At 69.8% G+C, this 11,986-nt stretch carries 13 protein-coding genes and 1 tRNA gene; 4 read left to right on the top strand and 10 right to left on the bottom strand.

Annotated features, from left to right (window positions below; all coding sequences use genetic code 11):
• Positions 1 to 249 precede the first annotated feature (249 nt).
• Positions 250 to 453 carry a cold-shock protein gene (locus tag AB0J97_RS01915; RefSeq protein WP_080043977.1) on the bottom strand — a complete coding sequence of 68 codons (204 nt, stop codon included), beginning with the start codon at positions 451 to 453 and terminating at the stop codon, positions 250 to 252.
• Between the two features lie 250 nt (positions 454 to 703).
• Here AB0J97_RS01915 and AB0J97_RS01910 point away from each other — a divergent pair, with 250 nt between their 5' ends.
• Positions 704 to 1,483, top strand: coding sequence for an HAD family hydrolase (locus AB0J97_RS01910; protein ID WP_357693080.1), 780 nt, complete (start codon positions 704 to 706; stop codon positions 1,481 to 1,483).
• Here the strand turns inward: AB0J97_RS01910 and AB0J97_RS01905 are convergent.
• Positions 1,474 to 1,989, bottom strand: a complete 516-nt coding sequence (locus AB0J97_RS01905) for a bacterial proteasome activator family protein (protein ID WP_357693078.1) — start codon at positions 1,987 to 1,989, stop codon at positions 1,474 to 1,476. The two genes, AB0J97_RS01910 and AB0J97_RS01905, sit on opposite strands and share 10 nt — an antisense overlap.
• Positions 1,990 to 1,994: 5 nt before the next feature.
• Positions 1,995 to 2,951, bottom strand: a complete 957-nt coding sequence (locus AB0J97_RS01900) for an NAD(P)H-quinone oxidoreductase (protein WP_357693076.1) — start codon at positions 2,949 to 2,951, stop codon at positions 1,995 to 1,997.
• A 114-nt stretch (positions 2,952 to 3,065) separates the two neighbouring features.
• On the opposite strand from AB0J97_RS01900, the gene AB0J97_RS01895 reads away from it, so the two are divergent.
• Positions 3,066 to 5,006 (top strand): AAA family ATPase, encoded by a 1,941-nt coding sequence (locus AB0J97_RS01895; protein WP_364083291.1) that lies wholly within the window; start codon positions 3,066 to 3,068, stop codon positions 5,004 to 5,006.
• A gap of 1 nt (position 5,007) precedes the next feature.
• On the opposite strand, the gene AB0J97_RS01890 is transcribed toward AB0J97_RS01895, so the two are convergent.
• The 7 genes from AB0J97_RS01890 to AB0J97_RS01860 all read right to left on the bottom strand — a co-directional run bounded on the left by AB0J97_RS01890 (position 5,008) and on the right by AB0J97_RS01860 (position 9,800).
• Positions 5,008 to 5,094: transfer RNA gene (locus AB0J97_RS01890), tRNA-Ser, on the bottom strand.
• 131 nt (positions 5,095 to 5,225) lie between these two features.
• Positions 5,226 to 6,074, bottom strand: coding sequence for an NUDIX domain-containing protein (locus tag AB0J97_RS01885; RefSeq protein WP_364083288.1), 849 nt, complete (start codon positions 6,072 to 6,074; stop codon positions 5,226 to 5,228).
• Positions 6,075 to 6,085: 11 nt separating this feature from the next.
• Positions 6,086 to 6,817, bottom strand: coding sequence for a M15 family metallopeptidase (locus AB0J97_RS01880; RefSeq protein ID WP_357693070.1), 732 nt, complete (start codon positions 6,815 to 6,817; stop codon positions 6,086 to 6,088).
• A gap of 29 nt (positions 6,818 to 6,846) precedes the next feature.
• Positions 6,847 to 7,332 (bottom strand): universal stress protein, encoded by a 486-nt coding sequence (locus AB0J97_RS01875; RefSeq protein ID WP_357693068.1) that lies wholly within the window; start codon positions 7,330 to 7,332, stop codon positions 6,847 to 6,849.
• Between the two features lie 13 nt (positions 7,333 to 7,345).
• A complete protein-coding gene (locus AB0J97_RS01870; protein ID WP_364083284.1) occupies positions 7,346 to 7,582 on the bottom strand; it encodes a hypothetical protein in 237 nt (78 codons plus the stop codon).
• Complete coding sequence (locus AB0J97_RS01865; RefSeq protein ID WP_364083281.1) at positions 7,579 to 8,004, bottom strand: hypothetical protein; 426 nt, start codon at positions 8,002 to 8,004, stop codon at positions 7,579 to 7,581. Before AB0J97_RS01865 ends, AB0J97_RS01870 begins: the two co-directional genes overlap by 4 nt.
• Positions 8,001 to 9,800, bottom strand: a complete 1,800-nt coding sequence (locus AB0J97_RS01860) for an MDR family MFS transporter (protein WP_364083278.1) — start codon at positions 9,798 to 9,800, stop codon at positions 8,001 to 8,003. The genes AB0J97_RS01865 and AB0J97_RS01860 overlap by 4 nt, the downstream gene beginning before the upstream one ends.
• 99 nt (positions 9,801 to 9,899) lie before the next feature.
• Here AB0J97_RS01860 and AB0J97_RS01855 point away from each other — a divergent pair, with 99 nt between their 5' ends.
• Both AB0J97_RS01855 and AB0J97_RS01850 read left to right on the top strand, forming a co-directional pair.
• Entirely contained in the window at positions 9,900 to 10,460 is a 561-nt protein-coding gene (locus AB0J97_RS01855) for a TetR family transcriptional regulator (protein WP_357693060.1), read from the top strand.
• A gap of 142 nt (positions 10,461 to 10,602) precedes the next feature.
• Complete coding sequence (locus AB0J97_RS01850) at positions 10,603 to 11,937, top strand: glycoside hydrolase family 6 protein (RefSeq protein ID WP_364083275.1); 1,335 nt, start codon at positions 10,603 to 10,605, stop codon at positions 11,935 to 11,937.
• The last annotated feature ends 49 nt before the right edge of the window (positions 11,938 to 11,986 follow it).

Below are 11,986 nucleotides of genomic sequence, written 5' to 3'. Positions count from 1 at the left end.
CCTGTGGATGAACAATGCCTGTGTGGCGAACCGGCCCTGTGAGGGCTTCAGGCGGCCCTTACGCGCGAGCACATGTCTGGACAATGCAGGAGACCGGATAACACCCGTCAGGGGCACCACGGCGTTGTGAGGCTCACCCCGAAGGCATGGATGCGGTTGTCCGGAAGCACGGTCGGGGTGAGAAGCAAAAAGACCGGAGTCCGCTGGAATGCGGACCCCGGTCTTACTTGTCGAACTACGAACTACAGGTCAGAGGGCACGGACCTGGGAGGCCTGCGGCCCCTTCTGTCCCTGCGTGATCTCGAACTCGACCCGCTGGCCGTCTTCAAGGCTGCGGTAGCCGTTGCCGACGATCTCGGAGAAGTGCACGAACACGTCCGGCGCACCGCCGTCCGGGGCGATGAAGCCGAAGCCCTTCTCGGCGTTGAACCACTTGACGGTTCCCTGAGCCATAAAAGCTCTCCCTCAGGATGTGAATCTATGGGATCCACACCTCGTGGATCCCGGTGTGTCGTACAGCAAGCACCCGGGGTGGCTCAGACAAAGTCATGCTGGTTTTCACTACGGGATCAGCTAATACAACGCCATCATATCTAACACCATTCTGGCGCGTTGGTGTTCCCGTCCCTACGAAGATTTCTGTCAGGCGGCATCACCGGGCAAACTGGAACCTGTTATGCGAAGCCTTGCACCGCCGCGCCTAGTGGCCACCGACCTCGACGGCACCGCTCTGCGCGCCGACGGAACCGTGTCTCCCCGGACGGCTGCGGCCTTCGCGAAAGTCGAGGAATCCGGGGCCGCGCTGGTCTTCGTGACCGGCCGGCCGCCGAGGTGGATGAGCGGGGTCGCGGGCGCCGTAAGGCACCGTGGCCTGGCCATATGCGCCAACGGTGCACTGATCTACGATCTCCATACCGAACGGATAGTGGAATCTCACCTGATCGAAGCCGACGTACTCGGGGAAGTCGTCGCTCAGCTACGAGCGAACGTGTCCGATCTCGCATTTTCGGTCGAGTATGAAGGTGGTTTTGCGCATGAGTCAGATTTCAGGCTCGGCGGGCTGGATCGCAAGGGTGTCGGAGTTGTCCGGATTGACCGGGACGCGCTGACTGCCCGGCCATGCGCCAAGCTGCTCGCCCTTCATCCCGACATGGGCGCCGACGAGCTGCACGCGGCCGTGCACGACCTGGTGGGGCACCTGGTGACCGCGACCCATTCCAGCTCCGGCGGCCTGGTCGAGATGAGCGCCCAGGGCGTGACGAAGGCCACGGCGCTGGCCGCGCTGGCCGGGCGGCACGAGATCAAGCCGGCCCAGGTGATCGCATTCGGCGACATGCCGAACGACCTGCCCATGCTGAGCTGGGCAGGCACGTCGTACGCCGTCGCGAACGCCCACCCCGACGTGCTGGCGGCGGTCGATCACGTGACCGCGTCCAACGACGAGGACGGCGTCGCTCAGGTGCTGGAGCGGCTCTACAGGTAGGGGCCCGAACCGCTCGGCGGCCGGTGGCCCTCGTCACCCTGCGGTACACCGGGCAGCGCCCGACGCATCTGCTCCAACTGCGCCCTGGCCGCCATCTGCTGGGCGAAAAGGGTGGTCTGGATACCGTGGAACAAACCCTCCAGCCAGCCCACGAGCTGGGCATGCGCGATACGCAGCTCGGCCTCGCTGGGCGGCGTGCCGTTGTCGTCGGTGAACGGGAGCGACAACCGTTCCAGCTCGTCGACCAGCTCCGGCGCCAAACCGTCCTCAAGCTCCTTGATGGAGGACTCGTGGATCTCCTTCAAGCGCTTGCGGCTGGCCTCGTCGAGCGGGGCCGCGCGCACCTCCTCCAGCAGCTGCCTGATCATGCTGCCGATGCGCATCACCTTGGCGGGCTGCTCGACCAGGTTGGTGACCGAGCGCTCCTCTTCACCGCTGTCGCCCTGACCTTGGAAGTCGGGCCCCACCACCACGATGTGAGGGGTGTTGTTGTCCTCAGCATTCATAACACTCACCGTACTAGCAGGATCTTGCCGACGTGCTCTCCCGAATCCAACATTCGGTGTGCATCGGCCGCCTCCGCCATGGGCACCCTCGCGTACACGATCGGACGTACGGCACCCGCCTCGACCAGCGGCCACACGTTGTCCACGACGCTGCGCACGATGACGCCCTTCTCGTCCACCGGACGGGCGCGCAGCGTGGTGCCGTGGACGGCGGCCCGCTTGGTCAGCAGCGCGCCGAGGTCGAGCTCGGCCTTCCCGCCGCCCTGGAGGCCGATGACCACCAGCCGGCCGCCGGTGCGCAGCGCCCGTACGTTGGCCGCCAGGTATTTGGCGCCCATGATGTCGAGGATGACGTCGGCCTCCACCCGGTCGGCGAAGTCCTCCTCGCGGTAGTTGACGACCTCGTCCGCGCCCAGCTTCCTGACCTGCTCGGCCTTCGCCTCGGACCCGACCGTGGCCGCCACCCGCGAGCCGAGCGCCTTGGCGAGCTGCACCGCGAACGTGCCGATGCCGCTGGCGCCGCCGTGCACCAGCAGGGTCTCGCCGCGGCGCAGCCGGCCGACCATGAAGACGTTCGACCACACCGTGCACGCCGCCTCGGGCAGCCCCGCCGCCTCCTCCAGCGGCACGCCCTGCGGCGCGGGCATGACCTGCTGCCAGGGCACCGCCACGCGCTCGGCGTAACCGCCACCGGCGAGCAGCGCGCACACCTCGTCCCCGGCCTTGAACTGCTCGACGTCCGCGCCCACGGCGGCCACCACGCCCGACACCTCCAGCCCCGGGTACGGGGGCGCGCCGGCAGGCGGGTCGTAGAAGCCGTGCCGCTGGTGGACGTCCGCGCGGTTCACCGCCGAGGCGGCCACGTCGATGAGGACGTCGCCGCGCCCGACGGACGGATCGGGCACCTCACGCCACTCCAGGACCTCGGGTCCACCCGGTTCGGTGATCTCAATGGCTCGCATGCGATCCACGGTAGCCGGGCAAAGAAGTTGTGGGTTGCCGAGCTGCGCGGGAACGCGTGGCGTTAACCTGCAAAGTATTTGCTGCCCCTTTAGACCCACCCGAGGGGGAACACGGTGGCAAGACACGATCGAGAAGAATCTCTCGAGGAACAGCTGGCCTGGCTGGACGCGATCAAGGAGACGGAGGAGACGCCGGTCTCCGTCGGAGCCTCGTCCGCATCCGTGGACGAGCCGGTCGCTTCGCCGTACCCCAAGGACCCGTGGCTGCTCGTACCGGCCCATGACACGCCGACGCCGCCGCTGTTCCGCGCCGCCGTCGACTCCGTGTACGGCCACGCGGCGGCCGAGGAGCTGCCCGAGGAGGAGAGCGAGGCCGCGGAGTGGCTGGACCGGGCCGGCACGCAGGAGGGCGGCACGGAGCAGGAGAGCGCCGTGGGCGAGCCCGCCGCGCCGCCGGTGAGCCTGGGCCGGTCCGAGGACCCCTTCCTGGCGCCGCTCAAGCCGCTGCCGCGGCCTGACGACACCGACAGCTACCCGTTGTCGTTCACGTCCCCCGAGCAGGCGGAGAGCGGGGAGAAGGCCGAGGAGCAGGACGAGGAGCCGGGCTGGCCGTCCCCCGCCGACTGGTCGCGGCCCGCCGAGCAGTCGAGCGAGACGCAGCCGATGATCACCGAGCTGCCCCAGGTGTTCGACGTGCCCGCCCGCACCGAGCCGCCCAGGGCCTTCGACGAGCAGCCGAAGACGTTCGAGCAGCCGAAGACGTTCGAGCAGCCCAGGGGGTTTGAGGAGCCCAAGCCCGTCGAGGAACCCGAACCGGTCGAGGAGCGCGTACAGAGAGAGCCGGTCGAGGAGGCCCCGGCCGACGAGCGGCCCCGCTGGGACGAGCGGCCGCAGTGGTCCGACACCTCCTTCCGCGAGGGCCGCCCCCAGCCGCCCGAGATCACGCACGGCGAGCCCGCCCCAGCCCCTCAGGAGGCCCCGCGGGACGAGCGCCCGCAGTGGAGCGACCGCCAGGAGTGGCGGCCGGCCGAGCGGGAGATCCCGCCGCCGCACGAGCGCCGGCGACGTCCGGCGCCCATCCCCGTGTTCACCGCGCCACAGCGGCCGCCGCTCACCGGCAGGCCCACCGCCGACAGCCTCGACCCCGAGTCGCTGCTGCGCGGCAGGCGCAACGCGCCCTCCAAGGGCTGGCGGCGGCTGGTCTACAAGGCGTCCGGCGGCTGGATCAAGCCGGGCGAGGCGCCGGAGGTGCGCCGTCGCCGCGAGCTGGTGACCAGGGCACGCACCCCTGTGACCACCGGCCACCACCGGGTCGCCGTGCTGAGCCTGAAGGGCGGCGTGGGCAAGACCACGACCACGGTCGGCCTCGGCGCGACGCTCGCGCAGATGCGCGGCGACCGCGTGATCGCCGTCGACGCCAACCCCGACCGGGGCACGCTGTCCGACAAGCTGGTGCTGGAGACCTCCGCCACCGTGCGCGACCTGCTCAACGAGCGCGACCAGGTCAAGCGGTACGTGGACATCAGGGCGTTCACCTCGCAGGCGCCCTCACGGCTGGAGGTGCTGGCCTCCGACCGCGACCCGTCGGTGTCGGAGGCGTTCAGCGGCTCCGACTACCAGGCCGTCTCCCAGGTGCTGGAGAACTTCTACTCCATCTGCATCACCGACTGCGGCACCGGCCTGCTCCACTCCGCCATGGGCGGCGTGCTCGGGCTCGCCGACCAGATCGTGCTGGTCAGCAGCCCTTCCGTGGACGGCGCCAGGGCCGCCTCGGCCACCCTCGACTGGCTGGAGGCCCACCACTACGCCGACCTGGTGAAGAACGCGACCGTGGTGCTGTGCAGCGTCCGGCCGCGGTCGAAGTCGGCGGTGGACATCAGAAAGTTGGAGGCCCATTTCGCCGCCAGGTGCCGCGCGGTGATCAGGGTGCCGTACGACCCGCACCTGGAGGAGGGCGCGGAGATCGACCTCGACCGGCTCCAGGAGGCGACCAGGGAGGCCTACCTGCAGCTCGCCGCCAGCGTGGGCGACGGGTTCGCGGGGATGCGCGAGTGAGCGGAGGGTGTGGGATTCGAACCCACGAGGCCATCGCTGACCTGGCCGCTTTCAAGGCGGCTGCACTCGTCCACTATGCGAACCCTCCTGTGCGCACACCACGATAGCGGCTGTGGTGGCAGGGGAGTACGTTCAGGAGGCGGCGGATCCGGAGGCCCAGGTCGAGGCGCGCGCTCCGACCGGTCTGCGAGCGGCCGCCTCCGACGGCGTGCTCGCGGTCTAGCCTCGGCCGAGCTGTGACAGCAGCCAGCGGGGGCCCTCGGTCTCGGCTCCGAGCTCGGCCACCCGCTCCTTGAGCCGGCGGTCGGCCGTGACGACGAGCACCCGCTCCCACGGCTTCACCTGGCCCACGATGTCCACGATCGCGTCGTCGCCGCTGCCCGTGGCCGCGACCACCTGAAGCCCCGGGATCTCGGGGGTGCTCCTGGCCGCGCCCTCCACCACCGCGACCACCCGCGGGAACCACTGCGACAACACCGGATGGGTGAGCCTGAGCTCGGCCACCTCGGTGAGCAGGCGCGTGGTGGCGCCCAGCCGGTCCTTCCACCAGCCGTGCTCGGCGCGCGCGCCGATGATGTTGGCGACGTCGAGCACGATCGTCTCGGGGCGGATGGCGGCCTGGACGCGGTCCCACGTGGCGGCGAAGCCGGGGTGCAGCTTGCGGCCGGCCAGTTCGGGCAACGGCAGCCAGCGCAGGTCGGTGCTCTCGCTGTTGGCGGGCCTGGCCGGGACCAGCTCGGCGGACTCGGCGATCACCGTCTCGAAGGTCCAGCCTCCGTGGTCGTCGAGGTAGACGCCCTGCACGCGGAATCCGTCGCCGCCGAGGGCTGCCTCTTCGTGGGCCTCGCGCAGCGCGCTGGTGACGGCGTCCTCGTGGCTGTCGCGGGCGCCGCCGGGCAGGCCCCAGGTGCCGCCGTGGTGGCTCCACAGCGAGCGTTCCTGCATGAGCACGTGGGGCACGCCGAGCGGGTCATGATGGACGAGGAGCAGGCCCGATGCTCCGTGGATGCCCCAATGTCTGTGTCCGAGCCCGCATTCGGCCCAGCCGTCGCCGTCCTTAGCCGCCATGAGGGATTGTCTCAGCCTCCGCCCTTACTGAAATGTTGCAGGTCCTTGGCACCCGCCCAGTAGCCGCCCCACTCCCAGCCGACGTCGGCGAAGGCCCTTACGACCTTGTCTCCAGGGTTTACCACACCTTTACCCTTCAGTGGGCGCTCGGTGTACCTCTTGGCATTTTGGTGTGCGGTGCCACCACTTGCAGTGACATATGGGTTCTCGCGGGGATTGATGTCAATGGCTTGGCCGTACGCATGGTTCGACCAATTGCTGGAGCCGGTCGCGCGACGGCAGTTGAACGCCGAGGTGTTGTCCGCCTCGATGGAGGCGAAGTCGTCGCCTTTGTAGACGTCGACCAGCTTCATCTGCCTGATGGGCCAGCGCCAGTCGTACAGCTTGCGGAAGACGGTCTCGATGTCGTCGGTGACCGTTTTGCGGACGACCAGCTCGCCCGTGTGCGGTTTGTCGTCGAAGCCCCAGAACGACATGGTGACGAGCCGGAGGTCCTGGTAGGAGACCGGGCACCCGGGCCGCCACGAGTACGGCAGCCGTTCGCGCGCCACCTTCGTGACCTTCGACGTGAACGGCGGCGGAGCCGTCGGGCTCGGCTCGCTCGTCGGTGAGGTCGTGGGCGAGATCGTCCCGGATGCCGGCGCGGAAGGCGTGGGCGTGGCGCCGGACGAGGCGACGGGCTCCTGCCCTGCGCACGAAACGGACGTGAGCACCACGAACGCCATGGCGGCTGTACGTTTCATCTGGCCACCATATGCGACGTCATGCCAGGTCAGGGGACTATCAGCACGGTACGGCGAGCCCGTTTCGCCAGGCCGACGGCCACCGAGCCGCCCAGGGCGTGCCAGGAGGAGCGCGACCTGCCGACCACGATGGCGTCGGCCCGGTAGGAGCTGGCCAGTGCCTCCAGCTCCCGGGCGGTGTCCCCGCGGACGCTGACGAACTGCCAGGGCACGCCCGCGCCTCTCAGCTCGTCCCGAAGGTCGTCGGTGAGGTCGGCCGCGGAGTCGGGGATGACCGGAGAGCCGGCGAAGAACCACATGGTGGTGCTGTTGATCGGCTCCACGAAGGCGACGAGCAGCGCGGCGGCGTCCCGACGGGCCAGCCCGGCCGCGTACGCGAGCGCGTTGCGGCTGGGGTCCGACCCGTCGAAGCCGACGACGAGCAGTCCGGCGCCGTCCTTGCCGATCTCGAACTGCCCCGCGGGGAGCCGGCCCTCCAGTGGCTCCCAGCCGGAGTCTGTGCTACCGCCGAACACGGCATGACTCGCGTCAGGCGTCCGCGTGCTTGCCACGGCGGGCCAGCTCGCGCAGGGAGTCGGCGGCGTAGATCACCAGGGCGACGAACGACACGGCGGCGAGCCCGCCACCGACCCACAGGTCGTTGACCGTCGCGTTCGCGTACGAGGCGCCCCGGGGCTGGTAGCCGACCGCGAACGGCGCGGCGACCAGCCACAACCCGGTCAGGAACAGCAGGACGAGGGCGGCGATGCCCAGTTTGGCCTTCATCGGGACTCCTCCAGACCCACCAGGGTGGTCTTGCCGTTCTGACGGTGCTCACCGCCGCGGCTCGGGTTGTGCATGTCCTCGCGCAGCGCCTCCACGAGCGGGGCGAGCAGGCTGGCCAGCTCGGCGGAGGACGCCTGCGGCGCGACGGGCACGGGCTCGGGCTCGGGCTCCGGCTTCACGCGCTGCTTGACCGCCACCAGGCCGCGCACCACGAGCTCTTCGTGGATGGCCAGGACGAAGCCGACGACGCCCACGAGACCGAAGACGGTCACGCCGAGGCCCGAGAAGAACTCGGTCGTGGTGGGGTCGGCCCAGTCGGCGTTCTCGGGCTGCGTGCCGAGGGCGAAGGGGGCGATCATCAGCCACAGGCCGGCCATGACCGCCAGGGCCGCCGCTACGGCGCCCACGAACTTGCGAATCATTGAGAGACTCCTCCGGATACGAGGTCTTGCTGCGCCGGCCTGGCCTGCGCGATGAGGGCGCGCGAGGTGGGCCGAAGCACGTTCTGTGCGACCGTCCAGGCGCGTTCGCGCTCGGGGCGGCCGTCGGGCGGCGCCATCCTGGCGACCGCGGAGAGCAGCGCGGACGGCTGGCCGTTCGACCGCTCGACACGCTGGGCGATGAGCTCCAGGAGCAGCCCGGCCAGGACCAGGTCGTCCTTGCCGAGTGGCTTGGGGCCGGCCGGCATCGTCGTGCCGCGCAGCGGCAGCTCCTTCAGGAACAGCGCCGCGATGAACCCGAGCAGCGCGATCGGCACGCCGACCAGGAACACCGTCTCCAGAGCCCGGGTGAAGGACTCCAGGATGATGCCCTTCAGCGGCTCGGGCAGGTGCTGGATCGCGGCGGGGCTGCCCAGCTTCTGCCCGGTGCCGGGCAGGTGGAGGCGGGCCTTGGCCACGAGGTCGGCGAACTCGCTCGCCTGCCGGTTGGTCAGGATCGCGCCGAAGCCCGCGACGCCCATCGCGCCGCCGAGCGAGCGGAAGAACGAGACGCCGGCCGTGGTCGAGGCCATGTCGCGCAGCTCGGAGCCGTTCTGGGCGGCCAGGATGAGCATCTGCATGGACAGGCCGAGGCCGATGCCCAGCACGCCCACGTCGAAGCCGATGAGCCATTCGCTGGAGTCGACGTGCAGCCGGGAGAGCAGGAACAGGCCGACGGCCACGATCACGAGGCCCGCCACCGGGAAGATCTTCCACTTGCCGGTGTTCGTGACGATCTTGCCGGAGATCACGCCCGCCAGGAACAGCGCCACCACCATGGGCAGCGTCATCAGGCCCGAGTTCGTCGGGCTCAGGCCCTTGACGATCTGCAGGTACTGCGGCAGGTAGATCATCGCGCCGAACATGGCCATGCCGACGAACAGCGAGGCCGCGCTGGTGAGCACGAACGTGCGGTTCCTGAACAGCCGCGGGGGCAGGATCGGGTTGCGCGCCGTACGCTCGGCGAGCACCGCCAGGGCCAGCATGAGCACGGCGAACGCGCCCAGGAAGTAGGTCCAGAACGAGTTCCACTCGAACTCGGTGCCGCCCAGCGTCAGCAGCAGCATCAGCGAGGCCGCGCTGGCCGTGATGGTCGTGGCGCCCCAGATGTCGATCGAGGTGTTCCGCTTGACCTTGGGCAGCCGTAGCACCTTCTGCACCACCGCGAACGCGACGATGGCGAACGGCACCACGACGTAGAAGCACCAGCGCCAGCCGAGCCAGTCGGTGTCCACGATGAACCCGCCGAGCAGCGGTCCCGCGACGGTGGAGATCCCGAAGACGGCCCCCATGTAACCGGAGTACCGGCCGCGTTCACGCGGCGAGACGATGTCTCCGAGGATCACCTGCGCAAGGGCCGACAAACCACCCACACCCAGGCCCTGTACGGCACGTGCCGCGATGAGCTGTCCCATGTTCTGGGACAGACCGGCCACCAGTGAAGCCGCCACGAACAGACCGAGAGCGGTCTGGAAGAGCAGTTTCCGTCCGAACAGGTCGGACAGTTTGCCCCACAACGGCGTCGAGACCGTCATCGTCAGCATGGTGGCGCTGGCCACCCATGAGTACTGGTCCTGACCGCCGAGTTCCCCCACGATCGTCGGCAACGCGGTGCCCACCACGGAAGTGGAGATCATCGACGTCAGCATGGCGAGCATGAGCCCGGACATGACCTCGAGGATCTCGCGGTGGGTGTACTGCCTTCGGGCGGGGGGAGCGGCCTGTGCCTGGGCTACCAAGACACCACATCCCCTTCATACGCACTTGTCCAAGATTGAGTATACGCATGTTTACTAGCCGCGCGGCAAGTGACTTTATTCCTGAGTAGAGTTCGAAACATGGACGCCCAGACGACGGACGCCCGGCCCCGCGGACGCGAGGCCACCCGGCAGCGCATCCTTGACGCGGCACGCGTGCTGTTCGGCGAGCACGGGTACGAGCAGGTCACCGTCCGCATGATCGCCGCGGCCGCGGAGGCCAACATCGCGCTGGTCGGCCGCTATTTCGGCTCCAAGGCCGGGCTCTTCGGCGCGGTGCTCGAAGGCGAGCCCACGTTCGTCGCCCTGCTGGCCGGCGAGCCCGGGAGCCTGCCGCGCCGCCTGGCCGAATACGCGGCCGAGCGTATGCACCACGACCCCGAGAGCCCGGTCCTGCGCACCCTCGAACGCTCGGCCGCCCATCCGGAGATCCAGGACGTCGTGCGCGAGCGCCTGCGCACGTCCATCCTCGATCCGCTGGCCGCGCAGCTCGACGGCCCGGACGTCCAGGCGCGGGCCAGGATGGCGACGGCCGTCTTCCTGGGCATCGGCGCGATGCGCCGCCGCCTGGGCCCGGAGCAGCCCACGGCGGCCGACGTCGAGCGGCTGACCGCGGTGTTCGAGGCGTGTCTGGCGGAGTGAAACTTTCATCGCTCTGACCGGCTGTGGCCTGGGAAAAGCCGGTTCGCAGCGGTCCGATGTCTTTCTGCGGGACAGCCGGGCTACCTACGATCCAGACATCGTGGGAGCGCTCCCACTCCCACACTACGGACGGAGTAACCTCATGTCTCGCAGAAAGCCCGCGCTCGCGGCGCTCCTCGCCGCCACCGCCATGGCCGCGGCGGGAGCGGTCGTCCTCGCCTCGTCCACCGCCCAGGCCGCCGACTCCGCTTTCTACGTGGATCCCCTGACGAACGCCGCCAAGTGGGTCGCCGCCAACCCGGGCGACAGCCGTACGGCGGTGATCAGGGACCGGATCGCCGCCGTGCCCCAGGGCCGATGGTTCGCCACGTACAACCCCGCGACGGTCCGGAGCGAGGTCGACTCCTACGTCGGGGCCGCCGCGGCGGCGGGCAAGGTCCCGATCGTCGTCGTGTACGACATGCCCAACCGCGACTGCGGCGGCGCGAGCGCGGGCGGCGCGCCCGACCACGCGTCCTACCGGGCGTGGATCGACCAGATCGCGGCCGGTCTGGGCGGGCGGGCCGCGACCGTGGTGCTCGAACCCGACGCGCTGGCCATCATGACGAACTGCATGAACGCCTCGCAGCAGGCCGAGGTGAAGGCGTCCATGGCGTACGCGGGCAAGAAGTTCAAGGCGACGTCGTCGCAGGTCAAGGTGTACTTCGACATCGGTCACGACGCGTGGTTGTCGGCCTCGGAGGCCGCGTCCAGGCTCAACGGCGCCGACGTCGGGGGCAGCGCGGACGGCATCGCGCTCAACACGTCCAACTACCGCTCGACGCCGGGGCTGGTGTCGTACGCCAAGAGCGTCATCGCGGCGACCGGCGTCTCCAGGCTGAAGGCGGTCATCGACACCAGCCGCAACGGCAACGGCCCGGCGGGCAGCGAGTGGTGCGACCCCGCCGGCCGGGCCACCGGCCTCTGGAGCACCACGAACACCGGTGACCCGGCGATCGACGCCTACCTGTGGGTCAAGCCGCCGGGCGAGGCCGACGGGTGCATCGCGGCGGCCGGGCAGTTCGTGCCGCAGCGGGCGTACGACCTGGCCATGGCCGCGCCCTCACCGACCGCCACCCCGACCGTCACGCCAACGGTCACTCCCACTGTGACGCCGACCGTCACGCCCACCACCGGCCCGGCCGGCTGCTCGGCCGCCTACAAGGTGACCAGCCAGTGGCAGGGCGGCTTCCAGGCCGAGGTCACCGTCAAGAACACCGGCTCGTCGCCGACCGCGGGCTGGAAGGTGCAGTGGACGTTCCCCGGCGGCCAGACGATCAGCCAGCTCTGGAACGGCACCCTGTCCGGCAACGCCACCGTGACGAACCTGAGCTGGAACGGCGCCCTGGCCGGCGGCGCGACGACCACGTTCGGCCTCCTCGCCAACGGCAACGCCGCCACCAGCACCCCACCCGCGCTCACCTGCACCGCGTCCTGACGCCCGCCCACGCCCCTCGCGCACCGTCGCGAGGGGCGCCGGGGAAACC

Source organism: Nonomuraea sp. NPDC049607 (assembly GCF_040675375.1).
Lineage (GTDB): Bacteria > Actinomycetota > Actinomycetes > Streptosporangiales > Streptosporangiaceae > Nonomuraea.
This window is presented reverse-complemented; position numbering and strand designations above follow the sequence as displayed.